This is a genomic window from Anaerofustis stercorihominis (assembly GCF_005844425.1).
In the GTDB taxonomy this organism is placed as follows: Bacteria; Bacillota; Clostridia; order Eubacteriales; family Anaerofustaceae; genus Anaerofustis; species Anaerofustis butyriciformans.
In genome coordinates this window covers 1-19,946 of the sequence record NZ_SPHL01000024.1, presented here as the reverse complement: position 1 = coordinate 19,946, position 19,946 = coordinate 1, and the positions used below count along the sequence as shown (strand labels likewise).

Here is a 19,946-nt window from a genome sequence, read left to right as displayed (position 1 = left end):
TACCTTCTAAAATATATGAAGTTTATTACATTTCTTTGTTGGCTCGTTTCCTTTTATATAATACCTGATTTCTTTGTTTGCATTATCGCACTTTTCTTCATTAAATAAAAGTCCGCTGTCGCTGTCTACCGTAACTTGAGTAACTACTCTATTTTGATATTTATCCACCTCATCTTCCGGAATAGATATGGTTTCAACTTCAAGTCTTGTAAAGTATTCTCTATCCGTTACATCAATATTATCTTTTACAACCAATAAACTAGTGTAATTTACTTCTTCTTCTGTATCTGAAGAAGAATTTTCACTTACATTTGCAATCTTACCAAAATCATCTATTTCATCTGTATTATTTACATATCTTGAATAGAAAGATGCAACTCCTGATGAAGAAATACCATATATTACATCATTTTCAGGAGTTCCAACCCATATACTTGTTGCTAAATTACCGGTTACGCCACAGAACCAGAAATCTTTATCGTCATTTGTAGTTCCTGTTTTACCAAATGTTTCATATTGAGTCTGAGCCAATGTACCTGTACCTGATGTTACAACACCTTTCATACATTCAACTATTCCTTCATTTGCTTCACTTGTTCTTATGCGTTCTGCTTTTGCTTCTTCTCTTTCATAAAGAACGTCACCGTCTTTTGTTGTTATCTTTTCAACGAAATAATAAGGATATTTTTCTCCGTCATTTGCAAATGTCGAATATGCACTGGCAAGTTCCAAAGGTTTTAAGCCATAAGTAAGACCTCCAAGGGCAAATGCATAGTTATTATCATTATAAACAGCATTATCCTCAACATCTACAAGAGTTGTAAATCCAAAGTCTTTTACAGCATTATATCCTTCTAAATTGCCGTTTTCATCAGTTCCCAGTTCTTCAAAAAGTCTTAAACATGCTGTATTTAATGAATTTGTAATAGCCTGTTTAATTGTAACCCTTCCATAATATCTGTTACCCGCATTTTTAGGTGAATACCCATAAAGATTAATCGGACCGTCTTGAACGGTAGTATATATAGATTTATCAGGGAGTTCTAAATATTTGGATACATATAGAGGTTTTATGGTACTTCCCGGCTGACGAGGAGTATTTGCCATATCAATAGATGATGCACCTCCATAATATGCAAGAACCTTTCCATTAGAACCATCTACAGTAACAAAAGCCATATCCGCTCTATCAGTAAGACCATATGCAGACATAAATTCTTTTACACTTTTTATACCTGAAGTTTGTAAACTCATATTCATACTGCAATAAATCTTAAGCCCGTCCTGATTAATCATCTGTTCAACTTTTGCTTTTGCAGCATCTTCACTCATTTGGTCTTTTTCAGTAAAACTTTTTACCAATACATCTTGAGCTTCATCCAAAACTTGTTGAGAATAAGCACCACAGCCTTCTCTTGTTCTTCCATTAAATCCTTTTTCAGAATCTCCTTCTTTTATAGAAATCTTTACTGCTTTTGCTTCTTCACATTCTTCTTCAGTTATATATCCGCTTTCTACCATTGCATCCAAAACTTCTTCTTTTCTTATTTTGGATTGTTCATAACCTGAATCTGTAGTTGGATTGTAAACGGTAGGAGCCTGTGGAATACCTGCAAGCAAAGCACATTCTTCTAAAGTTAAATCCTGTACATGCTTACCAAAAAATCTCTTTGAAGCTTCTTCAACACCATATGTTCCTTGCCCCATAAATACATCGTTAAGATAAATTTCCAAAATTTCTTCTTTTGTAAATTCCTGTTCAAATTTTACTGCAAGTAAAATTTCTTTTATCTTTCTTGTATAAGTTCTCTCATCAGATAAGAATAATCTTCTTACAACCTGCTGTGTTAGTGTTGAAGCACCTTCGTGAATACCGTCTCCTTTTAGATTAACCACAATGGCTCTTAATATACCTTTAATATCAAATCCGTGATGTTGATAAAATCTTCTATCTTCAACGGCAACAACTGCATTAACAAGATCATCAGGCATATCATCAATGGAAACAAGGGTTCTGTTTTCATCATAAACTTCACCAACCAACTGATTATCCTCTGTTAAAATTTGAGTTTTAAGTTTAGGAGAATAAGTATATCCCGAAATATCAGGTAAGCTAAGGGAAACAGAAACAAATAAAGTTGCTCCCGCCAAAATAATACCAATTATAAAAATACCAATGATTTTTGTTAATGTTTTTCTCAATTTAGTACCCTTTCATTAAACAAATTATATTTATAATTTAATTATTTATCATTATTAAAAATTACAAAAAAATTATTTTTTTTAATTTATAATAATAATAATATAAAAAATGTAAAAAAAGAGGCTTTTAATGAATTATTCACAAAATTTTAATAAATTTCACATAATTATTTTATTCACCTTGATAACTTTATTAATATTACCACTTTTTATGCCTTTAGTAAATGGAAAGAATGAAAAAAAACTCACTAAAATAATGGGTGAAAACTGCGAGTGTAGCGCAAATCAAATGTATACATATCTAATAAAAAACAACGATAAAAAAGGCAATAATCCCATTACTAAAAAGTATGCACAAGACTTCGTCAAAACAACCATTAAAGAAGCAAAAAAAGAAGGTGTAAGAGCAGATATAGCATTTGCATTAATGATGCATGAAACAGGATATTTAAATTTTACAGGAGATGTAAAAAAGGAACAAAATAATTTTGCAGGGCTTGGAACCACGGGAGGAGGAGTAAAAGGTGCAAGTTTTAAAACAATGGAAATAGGAATAAGAGCCGTAATTCAGCATTTAAAGTGCTATGCTTCAACCAAACCTTTAAATGGGAAATGTGTTGACCCGAGATGGAACGACTCCCTTAGAGGAAAAGCCATATATGTGGAATACCTTGGATACTCTGATAATCCTTACAAAAAAGGATGGGCTTATCCCGGCAAAGGATACGGAAACAAAGTTTTAACTCATTTAAACAAAATAAAAAATATAAATAAAACAGAAGATATGACAGAAGAAAATATTGTTTTACAAAGAAAAGAGGCAATAAACAAAACCTTAAGCATATTGCTAAACCTATTACTAATCTACTTTCTATTTCTATTATTTCATAAAATTAACAAAAAAGAGAAATCTAATATCAGAAGAAGCCATTATCGCTAAATAACATATATTTAATTTACATTCTTATAAGACCATAAATATTTAATTCCACTTCATAAATAACGATAACCATCTAAATATAATTGAAAAAAATACTTTGCTATTATAAAATAATATATAAAGAAAAGAGGAATAATTATGAAATATAACACTGTAATATTTGATTTTGACGGAGTAATAGTAGACTCATGGCTTGGAATAGCAAAAGGATTTGTAAAGGCACTTGGAGCATATGGAATAACGGAAACAATAGAAAACGTAAAAAAAATGATTGGACCTCCTTTTGCAAAACTAATAATTGAAAAGTACGGATTTGACCAAGAAGAAGGCAAAAAAGCCATTATGATACATAGAAAATACGTACAAGAACATGGATGTTTTGAAGCAACGTTGTATGATGGAGTTTATGAAATGCTACAAACTCTTGATAACATGGGAGTACAAATGGCAATAGCCTCAAATAAACCAATAGAAAATGTAAAACTTCAAATAAAATATTTTGAAATAGAAAAATTTTTTAAAGAAGTAATTGCACAGGATACAATGCAGACAAGAGGAGAAAAATCGGATTTGGTTAAAGAAGCCATGGATAAATTAAACATTAAAGATCCTAAAAAGGTTCTAATGATAGGAGATAAACCTACCGATATAATAGGAGGCAAAAAAAATGGCACTGATGCCGTTATGGCAGATTATGGCTATGGCAGTGAAGAAGAAAAAGAAACTTGCAATGCCAATTACCATATAAAGACACCTCTTGAGCTTATAAACATCGTAAAGGGTGAATAAAATGATAAAGTTGCTTATTTTAGATCTGGATAAAACCTTACTGAGAGATGACGGAACCATATCAAAAGAAGATAAAAATGCAATACAATTATGCAAAGAAAAAGGAATTAAAGCAAGCATAATATCCGGAAGAAACGAAGAATCCATGATAGACATAGTAAAAGAACTTGATTTATTTGAAAGTGTACATATAGGCGTAAACGGAGCCATATTAATAGATTACAAAAATGGTATAAAAGAACTTGTTACGATAGACAACCACGTATATTCATTTTTGGTAAAAAAATTCAACGAAGAAAACCGAGACTTTATGCCTCTTAACAAAGACGGTTACTTTTACAACAAAAAAGGACCTTTATATCAAGATGTGATAACTTGGATAAAAGAAGAAAGCTTAAAAAAGGGAGATTTAAGCACGTTAAAAGATTGTTACAGAATTTCCGTACGTTTTGAAAATGAAAAGGACCTTGAACATTTAAAAAGTTATCTGCCAAAGAGCATGTACGGAACCGTTGACAGAAACGTATATGATATAAGACCGACAAAAGTAAATAAATTTACAGGGCTTAAAGAACTTATGAAACATTATAACGTAACAAAAGACGAAATTGCCACGATAGGTGATCAAGGAAGCGATATAGAACTTTTAAAAAACACAAAATATTCTTTTGCAGTCAAAAATGCATCCGAAGACGCAAAAAAGGCAGCCAAATTTTTACTTAACAAAACCAATAACGAAAATGCGGTGAGTGAAATGATAAAGATAATTTTAAAAGCATAAAATACATAAACTTTTATATTTATCAAATAAATTATTATTTTTTGGTTGACATTTAAATAATTAACTGATATAATCCATAAATATTAAAAATAAAAAGCAAAGGCGCTTAGAAATTAATTTCTAAGTGCCTTTTTTGTTTTTTATTAAATTATAAAAAACGGGGGTAATAAAATGAATACTGGAAACACTGGTTTTATTTTGATTTGTGCCGCATTGGTTTTTCTTATGACACCGGGCTTGGCATTTTTCTACGGAGGTCTTGTAAGAAGAAAAAATGTCGGTAACACAATGATGGCATGTGGCATAATCATGGGTATCGCAATCGTTATGTGGGTATTATTCGGATATGCTTTGTCATTCGGAGGAGATCACGGAGGAATTATCGGAGGAAGCAAATGGTTTGGATTTTCGGGAGTAGGAATGGAACCCGATTATTATTCCGACACCATTCCAAATTTGGCATATGCGGCATTTCAAATGATGTTTGCCGTAATTACACCGGCATTGATTACGGGTTCGGTCGCAGGAAGGATGAAATTCAAAGCATTGGTACCTTTTATAATTCTTTGGTCTTTGATAGTTTATTATCCTTTGGCCCATATGGTATGGGGAGAAAACGGATTTTTGGCGTCAATCGGTTCCGTTGATTTCGCGGGAGGGAATGTCGTACATATAAGTTCAGGAGTAAGCGGACTTGTACTTGCGTTAATGCTCGGAAAAAGAAAAGGATTTGAGCAAGGATTCAAAGGTCACAATACACCGTTTGTATTTTTGGGTGCAGGATTGTTATGGTTCGGTTGGTTCGGATTTAACGCAGGAAGTGCTCTTGCGGCAGACGGACTTGCGGCACACGCATTTATGACAACGGCGGTTTCATCGGCAGCGGCTCTTGTTTCTTGGGCTCTTATTGAAACTTTGAAAAACGGAAAACCTACATTAGTCGGAGCTTCAACGGGTCTTGTGGTAGGTCTTGTCGGAATAACTCCGGGAGCCGGATATGTTCCGATTTGGGCAGCGATTATAATAGGTCTGCTCGTCAGCCCAATATGCTACTTTGGCGTTTCATTCTTAAAAGGAAAATTAAAAATCGATGATGCATTGGATGCATTCGGATGCCATGGAATAGGCGGTATATGGGGTGGTATTGCAACCGGATTGTTTGCAATGACTTCTATCAATTCCGTAGCTCAATGGAACGGATTGGTTTTTGGAGACATAAAATTGTTTGCGGCTCAATTAATAGGTATAGTCGTATCAATACTAATTGCAGCTATAGGAACATTCATCTGTGCAAAAATCGTTGGAATCTTCACTCCGCTTCGTGTAACCCAAAAAGAAGAAAAGATAGGTTTGGACGTAACACAACACGGAGAAAGTGCATACCCGTCATTTAACGGATTGGATTAAGGAGGATATATTATGATAATCAAGATAGAAGCAATTGTAAGAGAAGAAAAACTGGAAGACGTTAAAGACGCTTTAAATAAAATAGGCGTAAACGGAATTACCGTTTCCCAGGTAATGGGCTGCGGAGCTCAAAAAGGATTTAGCGAATATGTAAGAGGAACAAAAGTTGACATAATGATGAGACCAAAAATTAAATTTGAAATCGTGGTTTCTTCCGAAGAATGGGAAGCCAAAACAATAAAAGCCATTGAAGAATCCGCCTTTACCGGAGAAGTCGGAGACGGAAAAATCTTCAGCTACGAAATAAGAAACGTAAAAAGAATCAGAACAAAAGAAACTGGAAAAGATGCTTTACAAGATTAAGTAAGATAAAAATAAAACCGACTTTTTAAGTCGGTTTTATGTCTATTCCGCATTTTCGGCATTTAAGTTATTCAAATTCCTTAATTTCCCCGATAAATAGTTACATACGGGAGAAGCAACAAATATGTTTAAGAAAAATGCCATACAAAAATTTCTCGGCCATACATTAAAGTAATTATTTAAAACATCAGCGAAGCTTTCCCCTCCTATTATACCTCCTATTACTGTCATTATCATTGACATGAACGTAACTATAAATACCGCATTAAACAACATAAAAGCAAGACTGCTTTTTTCTTCTTTCAAAAATGTTTTTATAATATAATCTTTTGCCTTTCCTACCACTAAATTTTGAATAATATACGCCGCTATAAATACAAAAATAAATGTATTAAAACTCTCAATAAAAACATTAATATTTAATGCGCCTAAATGCAGAACTGTTTCAAATAAATTCATGCCAAATACCATTATAAAACACATTATAATTCCTCTTACAAATTCTATTTTACGTCTTTCCATATTTACCTCCAAAAAAATAACGCGCAGTCATAAACTGGATTTACGCCATTTTATGACCACGCGTTTTAATATATTTTATCATATTTTTTTATTTTAAGTAAGAATAAATTTTAATTATTCATCATAAGAACCATATTCAAATTCAAAATCATCATCGTAATTAATTTCTTTTTTTATTGGAACTTCTTTTCTGTTTTTCACACTTTTAATTGATTTTGAAATAACATTACCTGCTTTTTTCTTTGGAGCAGAAACTGCTTTACTTTTTCTTACAGGTTTTTTAAGAGTTGGTTCCGGATAATCCTCATCAACACTTGCTTTAATTTGCTGTGTTAAAGACATATCTGCTTTTTCAAAATGAAGGGCTTCGCCTTCTTCATCTTCTATATCAAGAAAAGATAGATTATCTTCATTAATCATATTATCTTTTAAATAATCGTAGCTATTTGCTTTTGAATCATTTGTATAATCTTTTGAAAGATTTAATTCTTCTCTTAATTCTCTTATTGGAGAAGTATCTTCTTCTTCATAATATATCTCTTCTTCAACCAAATCTTTATTATATTTTGTAAAGAAGAAAAGTCCTGCAAAAATAATAACAGCAACCAAAAGAATAAATGCATTTCCTAAAATAAATAAAACTCCCGAAACAAGCATTGTTACCGCCAAAGGTATCAATACCTTAACAATAAAATCTTTTTCAAAAATATCTCTCATTTTAAAATTCATCTCCTATCCTAAATTCTCATCACTATAAGCCTCTGAGCTTGTAGGGTCATCTTCTATTGTAATAAATTTAGTGTATTCACCTCTAAATTTAAGTTTTACCTTACCAACACTACCATTTCTATGTTTTGCAATAATTACTTCTGTGGAATCATCTTCGCTTTCAGGATTATAATATTTATCTCTGTAAAGAAGCATTACAAGGTCGGCATCCTGTTCTATGGCTCCAGATTCTCTTAAATCCGAAAGCATTGGTCTTTTATTCGTCCTTGCTTCAGGACCACGAGAAAGCTGACTTAATGCAATGATAGGACAATCAAGTTCTTTTGCGATTGATTTTAATGTTCTTGAAATGGTTGAAATTTCTTGTTGTCTGCTTTCGCTTCTTTCATTTATTGTCATAAGCTGCAAATAGTCGATAATTATTAAATCAAGACCTTCTGTTGCTTTTAATTTTCTACATTTTCTTCTAAGTTCCCCTACGGAAATACCCGAAGTATCATTTATAAATAATTTTACTTTTTTCTCTCTTATTTCCCTTACGGTATCATATAAATTTGACCATTCACTCGGAAAAATATTGGCTATTCTAAGTCTTGAAGAATCTACTTCAGCTTCTCCCGACATAATTCTGTTTGCAAGTTGTCTTGTTGGCATTTCAAGAGAAAAAATGGCAACTGATTTTTTATATCTTATAGCGGCATTTTGAGCAATGTTTACCGCAAGTGCCGTCTTACCCATACTCGGTCTTGCTGCTATAAGAATCATGTCTCCTTTTTGAAAACCCGATGTTATATCATCAATGGAATCAAATCCGGAAGGTACCCCAATTACTTTTTCATCCAGCTTTTGTATTCTGTTTAGTTCGTTAACAGCATCACTTACAGCTGATGAAAGAGACGTAAAGTCCGTTGTACTATTATCCATAGATATGTTATAAACGGCTCTTTGAGCAGCTTCTATTATATCAAAAGATTCTATAGAATCTCCATAGCACTGATCAATAACACTTCCAAGCTCTCTTATAAGCCTTCTTCTTATTGACTTTTCTTTAATAATTGTACAATAATCATCAACATGATTTGTGGATATAACACTGTCTCCTATTTTTGTTAAAAACTCATATCCGCCTATTTTGTCAAATACATTATTTTCTTTCAATTCATTTGAAAGAGTCAATGTGTCTACCGCTTTTCCTCTATCAGCAAGAGAAACAATGGCTTTATAGACCCACTTATGTTCTCCGTCGTAAAAGTCGTCTTCACTCAAGACTTCTTTTACAATGTTTATAGTTTCACTGTCTATAAGCATACAACCAAGAACACATCTTTCTGTTTCACTGCTGTGCGGCATGACCTTTAAACTTAATTTATCTGCCAATTTTCGCTCCTTGTATTAATTACTTATATTAATATTATTCACTTACAACATTAATTTTTACACTTGCAACAACATTCTCAAATAATTTAACTTTAACTTCGTATTCACCTTGGTTTTTTATGTTATCCATAACAACTTTTCTTTTGTCGATTTTTAGTCCGCTTGCTTTTTCTATTGCATCACTTACATCCATTGAAGTAACAGAACCATAAAGTTTACCGTCAGGACCTGATTTAGCTTTTAAATCAACTTTAATTTTTTCAAGTTGTTCTTTCTTTTCTTTTGCTTCAGCAACATTTTTTGCATGATTTTCTTTTTCAAGTCTTATTTCTTCTTCCATTTTTTCTATATTGGCTTTTGTCGCTTCAACAGCTTTGCCTTGTTTAAATAAAAAGTTATTTGCATAACCTGTTTTTACGTTTTTAATTTCTCTTCTTTTTCCGATACCTTTTATATCTTCAAGTAATATTACCTTCACGCGCTATCCTCCTATTATATTTAATTATTCCTATTATAGCACAAGTTATTAAAATAATAATAAAAAATTATTAGAAGATCATTAATATATTACATTAATGAGTATTGTTTCTTGACTATTGTTTACAAAAAAAGTAAAATAAATTAATAGTTAAATTATGTTTACGAGGAGATTATTATGAAAGTAACAAAAGATGATGTATTATATACTGCTTCACTTGCAAAATTAAAAATAAGCGAAGAAGAAGCAGAAAAATATACAGATACACTTGAAAAACAGCTTGATTATGCAAAAGCACTTGATAATATAGATACAGATGGAATAAAACCTTTAGCCCATGTTTTAAATCTTGAAAATGTAGTAAGAGAAGATGAAGTAAAAGAGGGATTAACAATAGAAGAAGCATTACAAAATGCTCCAAGTAAAGACGAAAGATGTATAAACGTTCCTAAAATGTTATAAACCGAAGGTATAAGATGAATAAACTACAAATAAAAATACCGGCTAAGGTAAATTTAGGGCTTGATATTGTAGGAAAGAGAGAAGATAATTATCACAATATCAAAACCGTAATGCATTCCATAAATATTTATGATTATTTAACCTTTGAAAAATCCGATAAGATTGTTATTACATGCAATAATACCGAAGTACCAAAGGATGAAAGTAATATAGTTTATAAATGCATAAAAGAAATAAGCAAACTAAATAAAGAAAATGAATTACTGTCTGTTCATATAGAAAAGAAAATTCCAGTTTGTGCGGGACTTGGCGGAGGAAGTGCAAACGGAGCAGCTGCACTAATTGCATATAACAAAATCTATGAACTTAATCTTTCAAGAGATGAGCTTTGTTCAATAGGTGAAAAAATAGGTGCAGATATTCCTTTCTTAATCCATAGCGGCGCAGGCATGTGTGAAGGAATCGGAGAAAAAATCAGACCGATTTATCCATATATTCCTTGCTATGTAGTTTTATGCAAACCTGATTTTGGAGTAAGTACAAAATTTGCATATGACCTTATAGACAATGCAACGGATCTTATAAGACCAGATTTTACAGCTTTAATGACAGGACTTTTAGAAGCAGACAAGAAAAAACTTGAAAAGGGATTAATTAATGTATTTGAACCTTTTGTTTTAGAAAAATATCCTGAAATAAAATATATAAAAGACAAATTCAAAAAACTTGATGCAATAGGGGTGCAAATGAGCGGCTCAGGACCAAGTGTATTTGCTCTTTATGACAGCTTATCAAAAGCACAAAAAGCATATGAAGAATTTATAAAAGAATATGATACAGTATTTTTAACAAACTTTACGGAAAGCGAAAATGCACTTCTTACATATGAGTTAAGATAAAGCGACCGAAACGGTCGTTTTTTAGTTTATAATATATATTAAATTTATATTTAGGTGATACATATGAAAAAATACTTTAATATAATATATATTTTAATTCCCTTTTTATCAGTACTTATTTGCAGAATATTAAAACTTGCACAAGGAGAAAAAAACGAGGAAATTGTTTTTGGCATAATGGCGGGAATTATTTTGAATTTGATACTTTCTTTCATAATGTTAATAAGAAATAAATAAAAACGAATTACAAAAGGAATTCGTTTTTATTTTACAACCATTGTAAAACCAAAAGTTCCGCTTCCAAGATGAGCGCCTACAGTTGGTCCAATATTATACATATATTTTTCATCCACATCAATATCCATTGCTTTTAATTTCTTTACAAGCTCTTCACAGTTTGATTTTTCATTTGAATATGGGAAATATACAGGATAGCTCGTATCAATATCAAAACTTTTAAATAATTTAATAATTTTTTTGTACGCTCTTGTTTTGCCCAGTGATTTATCTTTCATATATAATTTACCAAGCTCGTCTATACTTATAATAGGTTTCATATTTACAGCTTCTCCTAAAGTCGCTTGAGCTTTTGTGAGTCTTCCGCCTTTATGAAGATATTCAAGTGTATCTACCATAACAACAGAACGAACTTTTGTTGTTAAAACTAATATTTCATTATATATTTCTTTTCCGCTTTTACCTTCATCTCTAAGTTTTATTGCACTGTCAACAAGCATTCTTACTCCCGTAACCGCATGTACGCTGTCTATTATAAAAATATTATCATATTCACACATATCTTTTGCAATGTTTGCACTTTGAACGGTTCCGCTTAGTCCGCTTGAGAGAAGTATTACAACAAGGTCATCGTTGTTTTCTTTTGCTTTGTTAAAATATTCTAAAAATTCATTAGGGGTTGGCTGTGCTGTTTTAGGAAATTCAGAAGAGCTTTCCAATTTTTTATAGAAAGTATCTTTATCCAAATCAACTCCGTCAAGATAATGTTCTTCTCCAAATGATACTGCAATTGGAACAACCTCTATATTTTTTTCTTTAATTTCATAAGCTTCATAATCAGAAGATGAATCCGTTAATATTTTTACTGACATGTTTCCCTCCCGTTAAATATTTCTACATTATTTGCTATTAATTCAAAAATATCCGTTGCCGATTTTGCTTTTTCTTCTCCGATTTTCTTTACAAGTTCATTTACAAGCTTAATGATTCTAGCATACTCATTTTTATATACTTTTTCTCCGTATTCACTTAAACTTACTAAAACCAATCTTTTATCTTTTAGACTTTTATTTCTTCTTATTATGTTTTTACCTTCAAGCTGTTTTATAAGTTTATTTACCTGAGATTTTAAAATATGAGTTTTTGAGCAGATATCTTTAAGTGCAACACCTTTTTCACTGCCTGTTAATGATTCTTTGTAAAGAAGATGACATATTATACCTTCATTAAATGATAAATTAATCATATATCTTTTATTTCTAAGTATAACTGATAGCTTCAGCCATGCATCTAAGAACTCTTCACTGATTTTTTCCATATTAACTCCTAAATTAGTTCACAAAGTAAACAATTTTTTCTATTATATTAAACAAGAAAGAATTTGTCAATAAAAAACAAGAATATCTCTATTCTTGTTTAAATTGGAAAATTTTTTATTTCTTTTCTCTTTTTTTCCATTTCCTCACTTGTAACACCCCAAAGAACCATACCGATTTTATTTACAGCTCTTTTTCTTACTCTACTGCTATACTCTCTGGAGTATCCAAGTTCATCACTTATTTCCGACATTCTCAACATTTTAAAATATCTCATTATAACAATTTGACGCTCAAGTTCCGTTAAACATTCCAGCGCTTTTTCAATTTCAAAAACTATGTTTTCTTTTTCTTTTAACTCTTGTTGAAGAAGTATTCTAAAATCGGAAATATTAGATGCTTCCGCTGCAATAAAATCTTCAAAACGGCTTTGCTCATCGGATAATAAGTAAGTATGATATCCTTTCAAAGAATTCATCTCGAGCTCTTCAAGACGTTTTTTAATCATCTCAATTCTCTTTACCAAAAAAGGATAATCATATAATCTTCTTTCTGTTTGTTTGTATAATTCGCTTTTCATATCCTACCTCCTAAAACGCACAATATCTAAATCGAACATTTTTTCTACAAGAATAGATTATCACACAATACGTGTGATTGTCAAGAAAAAGTAAACAAAATGTGTGTTTTTATTGATATTTTCACTGTAAATTGTGAATTTTTATTGAAAAAGTTAACATAATGTGATATTCTTTAATTAATAAATAGTCTTGGAGAAATAAAAATGGAAACAATTGGAGATAGATTAAAAAAATTAAGGAAAGAAAATAAGCTTACTCAAAAAGATATGGCTGAAAAACTTGGAATTCATCCAAATACAATAAGTATGTATGAAAAAGGAAACAGAAATATTCCATCAACAATGATAAAAAAAATAAGCGATACTTTTAATGTAAGTACCGATTATCTTTTAAGAGGAGAAGAAAAGAAGGAAAAACAAGAATTTTCTTCTTTGGACGAAAGTCTTTTAAACGATGAAAACTATCTAAATTTAACATTAAAAAATATGCTTAAAGATTCTCAAATGGTAGCTTTTCAAGACTATAAAAGCTGGAGCATTGAAGATAAAAAAGAACTTTTGCTTATTTTATTAAATAAAAAATAAACAAAATAAAAAAAGTACAACCTGGTTGTACTTTTTTAAATTTCATTTCTTCCAATAATTGCGTTTGCCAAAGTTGCACCGTCAGTATATTCAAGATCTGCACCTTGAGGAAGTCCTTTTGCAATTCTTGTTACTTTTATATCATCAAAAGGTTTTAACAATTTCTTTATAACCATTGCAGTTGTCTCTCCTTCAACATTAAAACCAGTTGCCAAAATAACTTCCTTAACTTCATCACTTGTTCCGATTCTGCTTATAAGTTCTTTAATTCTTATATCTTCAACCATTATTCCTTCCATTGGAGAAATAACTCCACCAAGAACATGATAAAGACCTTTGTATTCTTTTGTTTTTTCTATGGCAATTAAATCTTTCGATTCACTTACCACAAGTATTGTAGATCTGTCTCTTTTTGAACTTGTGCATATATCACAAGGATCCTTGTCTGTTATATTGTAACAAACAGAACAAAATTTAAGTTCTTTTTTTGCGGCTTTTATTGCATCGGATAAACTGTCAACATCAGCTTTATCCATATTAACTATATAATAAGCAAGTCTGCTTGCCGTTTTTCTTCCTACTCCCGGAAGTTTTGAAAGTTCATTTATTAAATTTAATATAGGTTTTGAATAAACGCTCATTTTATAGTCCCGGAATATTTAATCCGCCAAGTCCTCCCGCAATAGAACCCATTTTATTATTTGCATCTTCATTTGCTTTGTTAATTGCTTCGTTTACTGCAGCAACAACCATATCACATATGATATCAGCATCTTCTTCTTTTAACATATCTGGATCAATTTCGATAGATTCAACAAGTTTTTCTCCTGTTACAACTGCTTTAACAGCTCCGCCGCCACTTGTTGCCTCATAAGTTGATTCTTCAAGTTCCTTTTGCATTTTTTGCATATCAGCTTGCATTTTTTGCATTTGTTTCATCATTCCTGACATTCCTGCGCCACCGCCGAAACCGTTCATTCTTCCTTTTGCCATAATTTTATACCTCCGTTATTCTTCTTTCGCACCGAATATTTCCATGATTGATGCGTCATAATCTTCTCCTAAATCCATAATATCGTCATCATCCAATACTATTTCATTATCTATAGCAGCTAGTTCTTCATCGGAAACAAATTCCTCATCTTCGCCTGAAATAATTTCATTAATGTCATAATCAGGCATTGTACTTTCTAAAGACGCATTGTTGTCATTATTCAAAGAAGTGTCTATAATTTCCTCTTTTTGTTCTTTATAAACTTCTTCTGTATTAATTTTTGCTTCTTCTTTGATGTCTTCTTTTGCATCTTCTTTTATTTCCGCTTTAAAATCAGTCTTAAAATCTTTTTTCATATTCAAATCTTTTTTAAGACTTTTTAAGCTGTTTTTACTGCTATCATTTTTATATCTTAATTTTATCTTTTTGTCAATATAAGTTACATCTAATTTTTTCCCGGCTTTAAGACTTAGAGCTTCTTTGAATATTTTATCTCCATCGTTATCAAAGAAGAAATCCATCATATTTAAAGCTTTATCGGGATATATTGTAATAGAATTAAATCCTACTTCAACTACCTTAAATTTATTTACACTCATACCTACAAGAGGGTCTTTATTGCTGTTTATAATATAACGCTGAGTAAGAGACAAAACTTTCTCTGCCCAAGCAATCTCTTTTTTATCAACAATATATTCATCTTTTTCAGGTGAAACTTTCTTTGGTTTTTCTTTTAAATGTATAACTTCTTTTTTAGGAACACTTACACCGGAAAAATCCATATTTTTTATATTTTCAACATCTTCTTTAAGAGCATATAATTTTTTTATTTCTCTTTCCAAAGATTCTATTCTATCGTTTAAAAGTTCAATTTCTTCGCTGTCAGGCATACTATTAATATTTTGAGAATTACCTTTTTCTATAGAAACAAAACTTTCACCATCACCTTCACATAAATTGATTATCTTTGCCGTAAATAAAAATTCCGGTTCAGAGAAAAATCTCATATCATTTTTTAATTTTGAAAGAGAATATAAAATATCGCTTATCCTCTTACTGTCTTCTTTTGAGTTAAACTTTTCTAATAAAGAATCTATATAAGGCTTACTTTTATTTATTATTTTTTCAGGATTTTTTACGTTCATGGCTATTATTTTATTTGAATAATATTCCATAAGCTGAGTTATTATACTTCCTACTTCTCTGCCTTTTTCCATATATTCATGTACGGAAGTGATACTCTTTTCCACGTCCCCTTCTAAAATGCCGTTTGCAAGATTATATACTTCTTCATCGCTTATAAGCCCCAATATGTCATCAACGATTTCTTTTGTGACCTTATTGTCCGTTAGAACCGAAATAGCTTTATCAAGTAAACTTAAAGCATCTCTCATAGCACCTTCAGTGTTTAAGGCTATTAAAGAAAGCGCTTCTTTTTCATACTCAATTCCTTTTTTATCAAGAATATCAGCCAAGTGTCCTACAACAACATCACTGTCTATTCTAGAAAAATCAAAGCGTTGACATCTTGAAAGAATTGTAGGTAAAATTTTATTTGGTTCTGTTGTTGCAAATATAAATACTATATGACTTGGTGGTTCTTCTAATGTTTTAAGTAAAGCATTAAAAGCTTCCTGAGTAAGCATATGAACTTCATCTATAATATAAACTTTATATCTTCCGAAGTTTGGCATATAGCTTACCTTTTCCTTAAGGTCTCTTATTTCGTCTATACCTCTGTTTGAAGCGGCATCAATTTCTATAATATCGGCACTGTCCCCCATATTTATATCTTTACATGATGCACATTCATTGCAGGCTTCTCCGTCTTTATTGTTAAGACAACATATGCTTTTTGCAAAAACTTTTGCGGTAGATGTTTTACCTGTTCCTCTTATTCCACTAAAAAGATAGGCATGAGAAATAGAATCATTTTTTATCTGATTCTTAAGAATGTTTATTATATTATCCTGACCGATTATTTCTTCAAAATTTTTAGGTCTGAATTCTCTGTATAAAACGGTATAACTCATTATTCTACCTCTTTAAGTTTATATTCAAACACCTTGTCCATAAGGAAATCTATTCTTTCTATATCAGAAAGCATATATAAATATCCAAACACACATTCAAGAGCTGTCGCCAAACGATATGTTGCAATATTTACGCTTTTTGATGCGTGTTTTATCTTAGTATTTCTTCCTCTTTTTGCAACTTTTAACTCTTCTTGTGTTAAAAATTCTTTTAGGTAAGAAAAAATATCGGCTTGATACAAAGCCGATACGTAATTCATACTCATTTTGTTAAGATCCTTTACGCCTCTTATACCAAGCCTTATTAGTCTTTTTCTTATATTTACTTCGTAAACACTGTCCCCAAGATACGCAAGCTCTTTGCTTCCTATGGCAAGAATGTCTTTTTTATCTATTTTACTTTCTCCCACTTTACACCTTCTCTTGTATCTTTAAGAACAATTCCTCTTTTTAAAAGATCATCTCTTATTTTATCTGCTAAAGCAAAATCTTTATCTTTTCTTGCTTGTTGTCTTTGTTCGATTAATGCTAAAATTTCATCTTCTAAAATTTCTTCTTCTTTTTCTTTTTGAAGAAGACCTAAAACTGTGTTTAATTCCATATACATATCATATGCAGCTTTAATCATTTCTTTAGATGAATTTTCGTTTATATTTGAATTGATATCTTTGCTTAGTTCATATATTGTACTTACCGCATTTGCAGTATTTATATCATCTTCCATAGCATCTTTAAATTCTTGTCTATATTTAGGAAGAGAAGAAACAAATTCTTTTTCATCTTCCTTTAACTCTTCTGATTTAGCATTTTTAAGCATATATTCTAAATTTTCTTTAGTATTATATAATCTTTTTAATCCGCTTTCTGTTTGTTTTAATATATCAAACGAGAAGTTTACAGGTGTTTTATAATGAGCCGATAACATAAAAAGTCTTACAACTTCAAGATCAAAATCCTTTGCGATATCTCTTACCATAAAGAAGTTACCCTTTGATTTTGACATCTTTTCATTATTTATATTAATATATCCGTTATGAACGAAATAGTGAACGAACTCTTTACCGTTTGCTCCTTCTGATTGAGCAATTTCATTTTCATGATGAGGGAATATTAAATCCTCCCCGCCCCCATGTATATCAATAGTATCTCCAAGATATTTTCTACTCATTGCAGAACATTCTATATGCCATCCCGGTCTACCTTTACCCCATGGAGAATCAAAAGCAATTTCACTTTCTTCTTTTTGTTTTTTCCATAATGCGAAATCAAGAGGTGATTCTTTTTCATCACTTATATCAACTCTTGATCCCGACATAAGTTCATCTATAGGTTTTTTTGATAACTTTCCGTAATCTTTAAATTTACTTACTCTGTAATAAACATTGCCATCTACGTTATAAGCAAAACCATTTTTTTCAAGATCTTTAATTAAAGCTATAATATCATCTATACATTCACTTACTCTTGGATGAACAGTTGCTTTTTTTATTCCAAGTCCTTTTGCATCCTTAAAGTATTCTTCAATGTATTTATCAGATACGGCTTTTGCCGTAGAATGTTCTTCTTTTGCCTTGTTTATTATTTTATCGTCTATATCCGTAAAGTTTTGTACGTAATTAACCTTATATCCAATATATTCAAGGTATCTTCTTAAAGTATCAAATATAATAAAAGGTCTTGCGTTTCCTATATGAAAGAAATTATAAACAGTAGGACCGCAAACGTACATATTTACTTCATTTTCATGTATAGGTACAAATTCTTCTTTCTTACCTGATAAAGTATTAAATAATTTCATCTATTCTTTCTCCTCAAGCAAGCATACACAGTAAGCTTTGATTCCCTCTTTTCTTCCGCTGAAACCAAGTTTTTCTTCCGTGGTTGCTTTTATACTTATATTTTCTATAGGAGTATTCATAATAAAAGAAATATTTTCTCGCATTTTAGGTATATACGGAGCGATTTTTGGTGCTTGCATAACAAGAGTCATATCAGCATTGACAAGCTTATATCCATTTTTATCTATCATCCTGCATACGTCTTTAAGTAAAAGCATACTGCTTATGCCTTTGTATTTATCATCCGTATCCGGGAAATGCTTTCCTATATCACCAAGAGCCAAAGCTCCAAGAAGTGCATCCATTAAAGCATGAACTAAAACATCCGCATCAGAGTGCCCTATAAGCCCTTCAGAATAGTCTATTTTTTCGCCCGCTAAAATAAGATCCTTGTTTTTACCAAGTTTATGGACATCATATCCAAATCCTATACGCATTTTTCTACCTCTTCTAATTTAATTTTTATGATTTGAACACAAGAAATTTTGTAAAAAATTTTGAAAAGCCACGTTCTTTCTTTATTCTTGGGGCAGGTCTGTTTAACATGATTTCATTATCGCATTGAAGACATGTTAGTTTAACTATTTCCCCATCTTTATAAAGAGCTCTGTGCATCGTATCTTCCAAACAATTTTCACAAAATAAATATGTTTCAACAACAAATTCTTTTGACATACGAATTACCCCATTTCTTATAGTTTATCATATTATGAATTAAAAATAAATTTATTTTTCCCATTAAAGCAATAATTCATCATTTACTATAACAAGCTTTGAAGAAAAGGTTTTGCTTAATTTGTTTTTTGTATCAAAAATGTTATATACGTTCTCTTTTTCATATATATTTTCTTTTTTAAATATAATATACCTATCTTCAAGAAAGCCCATAAACATAAAGGAACTTAATAAATCATTCTTTTGCCATGAAAAAATTTTATTTATCTTCTCATCATAAATTATTTCATTATCGTAGTTGTTTGTAGCCTTAAAATATATTTTATTTCCACAAAAAATATTATTTAAAAATATATCTTCGCTCTTATATTTTTTTGTTATTTCCATCTTAATTACATCATAAAATAATATTTCATTTTTTAAAAAAGGCTTTGACAAAAACAAAACAACAACATTATTTAATTTACTTAATATAGTTATATAATTCAAACCTTTATTTGACCTTAAAATATCATATAAAATTATTTTTTTATGTATTATAGAGTAAATAAATTCATCAAATGAGATTACATAAATGTTATTCCTGAAATTATTCTCATCTGCAATATCAAAAGAGGTAAAAAAGTTTTTTATATAAAATTCTTCAATAACAACCATATGTTTATTTTCAAAGGAAAAAAGAAGAGGAGCGTTTAAAAGATTTTTCAAAACCAAATCTTCAACCAAAATGAACCTGCCG

At 30.7% G+C, this 19,946-nt stretch carries 24 protein-coding genes; 8 read left to right on the top strand and 16 right to left on the bottom strand.

Going from position 1 to position 19,946, the window contains the following annotated elements; translation table 11 throughout:
- Positions 1-6 precede the first annotated feature (6 nt).
- Entirely contained in the window at positions 7-2,202 is a 2,196-nt protein-coding gene (locus FGQ49_RS07085; protein ID WP_138269173.1) for a transglycosylase domain-containing protein, read from the bottom strand.
- Between the two features lie 130 nt (positions 2,203-2,332).
- Here FGQ49_RS07085 and FGQ49_RS07080 point away from each other — a divergent pair, with 130 nt between their 5' ends.
- From FGQ49_RS07080 to FGQ49_RS07060, 5 genes are all read left to right on the top strand, one after another.
- Complete coding sequence (locus FGQ49_RS07080) at positions 2,333-3,142, top strand: glucosaminidase domain-containing protein (RefSeq protein ID WP_138269172.1); 810 nt, start codon at positions 2,333-2,335, stop codon at positions 3,140-3,142.
- Positions 3,143-3,280: 138 nt separating this feature from the next.
- Positions 3,281-3,931, top strand: a complete 651-nt coding sequence (locus FGQ49_RS07075; protein WP_138269171.1) for an HAD family hydrolase — start codon at positions 3,281-3,283, stop codon at positions 3,929-3,931.
- A gap of 1 nt (position 3,932) precedes the next feature.
- Positions 3,933-4,712 (top strand): HAD family hydrolase, encoded by a 780-nt coding sequence (locus FGQ49_RS07070; RefSeq protein WP_138269170.1) that lies wholly within the window; start codon positions 3,933-3,935, stop codon positions 4,710-4,712.
- A gap of 171 nt (positions 4,713-4,883) precedes the next feature.
- Positions 4,884-6,119 carry an ammonium transporter gene (locus FGQ49_RS07065; protein ID WP_138269169.1) on the top strand — a complete coding sequence of 412 codons (1,236 nt, stop codon included), beginning with the start codon at positions 4,884-4,886 and terminating at the stop codon, positions 6,117-6,119.
- Positions 6,120-6,131: 12 nt separating this feature from the next.
- Positions 6,132-6,482, top strand: a complete 351-nt coding sequence (locus FGQ49_RS07060; protein ID WP_138269168.1) for a P-II family nitrogen regulator — start codon at positions 6,132-6,134, stop codon at positions 6,480-6,482.
- Positions 6,483-6,524: 42 nt separating this feature from the next.
- On the opposite strand, the gene FGQ49_RS07055 is transcribed toward FGQ49_RS07060, so the two are convergent.
- From FGQ49_RS07055 to rplI, 4 genes are all read right to left on the bottom strand, one after another.
- The gene (locus FGQ49_RS07055; RefSeq protein ID WP_138269167.1) at positions 6,525-7,004 is read right to left on the bottom strand and encodes a hypothetical protein; all 480 of its coding nucleotides are present in this window, start codon (positions 7,002-7,004) and stop codon (positions 6,525-6,527) included.
- Between the two features lie 114 nt (positions 7,005-7,118).
- Complete coding sequence (locus tag FGQ49_RS07050) at positions 7,119-7,721, bottom strand: hypothetical protein (RefSeq protein ID WP_138269166.1); 603 nt, start codon at positions 7,719-7,721, stop codon at positions 7,119-7,121.
- Between the two features lie 15 nt (positions 7,722-7,736).
- Positions 7,737-9,110 carry a replicative DNA helicase gene (gene dnaB / locus FGQ49_RS07045; protein ID WP_138269165.1) on the bottom strand — a complete coding sequence of 458 codons (1,374 nt, stop codon included), beginning with the start codon at positions 9,108-9,110 and terminating at the stop codon, positions 7,737-7,739.
- A gap of 34 nt (positions 9,111-9,144) precedes the next feature.
- On the bottom strand, positions 9,145-9,588 hold the full coding sequence (rplI, locus tag FGQ49_RS07040; protein ID WP_138269164.1) for a 50S ribosomal protein L9: 444 nt from the start codon (positions 9,586-9,588) through the stop codon (positions 9,145-9,147).
- 177 nt (positions 9,589-9,765) lie between these two features.
- Here rplI and gatC point away from each other — a divergent pair, with 177 nt between their 5' ends.
- Both gatC and ispE read left to right on the top strand, forming a co-directional pair.
- Positions 9,766-10,050 carry an Asp-tRNA(Asn)/Glu-tRNA(Gln) amidotransferase subunit GatC gene (gatC, locus tag FGQ49_RS07035; RefSeq protein ID WP_138269163.1) on the top strand — a complete coding sequence of 95 codons (285 nt, stop codon included), beginning with the start codon at positions 9,766-9,768 and terminating at the stop codon, positions 10,048-10,050.
- A gap of 14 nt (positions 10,051-10,064) precedes the next feature.
- The gene (gene ispE / locus FGQ49_RS07030) at positions 10,065-10,949 is read left to right on the top strand and encodes a 4-(cytidine 5'-diphospho)-2-C-methyl-D-erythritol kinase (protein ID WP_138269162.1); all 885 of its coding nucleotides are present in this window, start codon (positions 10,065-10,067) and stop codon (positions 10,947-10,949) included.
- A 263-nt stretch (positions 10,950-11,212) separates the two neighbouring features.
- On the opposite strand, the gene FGQ49_RS07025 is transcribed toward ispE, so the two are convergent.
- From FGQ49_RS07025 to FGQ49_RS07015, 3 genes are all read right to left on the bottom strand, one after another.
- A complete protein-coding gene (locus tag FGQ49_RS07025) occupies positions 11,213-12,058 on the bottom strand; it encodes a DegV family protein (RefSeq protein WP_138269161.1) in 846 nt (281 codons plus the stop codon).
- Positions 12,049-12,504, bottom strand: coding sequence for a MarR family winged helix-turn-helix transcriptional regulator (locus FGQ49_RS07020; RefSeq protein ID WP_138269160.1), 456 nt, complete (start codon positions 12,502-12,504; stop codon positions 12,049-12,051). Before FGQ49_RS07020 ends, FGQ49_RS07025 begins: the two co-directional genes overlap by 10 nt.
- Positions 12,505-12,602: 98 nt before the next feature.
- Positions 12,603-13,082 (bottom strand): sigma factor-like helix-turn-helix DNA-binding protein, encoded by a 480-nt coding sequence (locus FGQ49_RS07015; RefSeq protein WP_138269159.1) that lies wholly within the window; start codon positions 13,080-13,082, stop codon positions 12,603-12,605.
- Between the two features lie 204 nt (positions 13,083-13,286).
- On the opposite strand from FGQ49_RS07015, the gene FGQ49_RS07010 reads away from it, so the two are divergent.
- A complete protein-coding gene (locus FGQ49_RS07010; protein ID WP_138269158.1) occupies positions 13,287-13,667 on the top strand; it encodes a helix-turn-helix domain-containing protein in 381 nt (126 codons plus the stop codon).
- A 35-nt stretch (positions 13,668-13,702) separates the two neighbouring features.
- Here FGQ49_RS07010 and recR read toward each other — a convergent pair whose 3' ends face one another.
- The 8 genes from recR to FGQ49_RS06970 all read right to left on the bottom strand — a co-directional run.
- Positions 13,703-14,308 (bottom strand): recombination mediator RecR, encoded by a 606-nt coding sequence (gene recR / locus FGQ49_RS07005; RefSeq protein ID WP_138269157.1) that lies wholly within the window; start codon positions 14,306-14,308, stop codon positions 13,703-13,705.
- Position 14,309: 1 nt separating this feature from the next.
- Positions 14,310-14,660 (bottom strand): YbaB/EbfC family nucleoid-associated protein, encoded by a 351-nt coding sequence (locus FGQ49_RS07000; RefSeq protein WP_138269156.1) that lies wholly within the window; start codon positions 14,658-14,660, stop codon positions 14,310-14,312.
- Positions 14,661-14,675: 15 nt separating this feature from the next.
- Entirely contained in the window at positions 14,676-16,694 is a 2,019-nt protein-coding gene (gene dnaX, locus FGQ49_RS06995; protein WP_138269155.1) for a DNA polymerase III subunit gamma/tau, read from the bottom strand.
- Positions 16,694-17,104, bottom strand: coding sequence for a Mini-ribonuclease 3 (locus FGQ49_RS06990; RefSeq protein ID WP_138269154.1), 411 nt, complete (start codon positions 17,102-17,104; stop codon positions 16,694-16,696). Before FGQ49_RS06990 ends, dnaX begins: the two co-directional genes overlap by 1 nt.
- Positions 17,086-18,492 (bottom strand): cysteine--tRNA ligase, encoded by a 1,407-nt coding sequence (cysS, locus tag FGQ49_RS06985; RefSeq protein ID WP_138269153.1) that lies wholly within the window; start codon positions 18,490-18,492, stop codon positions 17,086-17,088. Before cysS ends, FGQ49_RS06990 begins: the two co-directional genes overlap by 19 nt.
- Positions 18,493-18,969: a 2-C-methyl-D-erythritol 2,4-cyclodiphosphate synthase gene (gene ispF / locus FGQ49_RS06980; RefSeq protein ID WP_138269152.1), complete on the bottom strand. Its 477-nt coding sequence runs from the start codon at positions 18,967-18,969 to the stop codon at positions 18,493-18,495.
- Between the two features lie 25 nt (positions 18,970-18,994).
- Complete coding sequence (locus FGQ49_RS06975) at positions 18,995-19,207, bottom strand: hypothetical protein (protein ID WP_138269151.1); 213 nt, start codon at positions 19,205-19,207, stop codon at positions 18,995-18,997.
- A gap of 63 nt (positions 19,208-19,270) precedes the next feature.
- On the bottom strand, positions 19,271-19,946 hold a 676-nt coding region (locus tag FGQ49_RS06970), incomplete at its 5' end, for a hypothetical protein (RefSeq protein ID WP_207669796.1).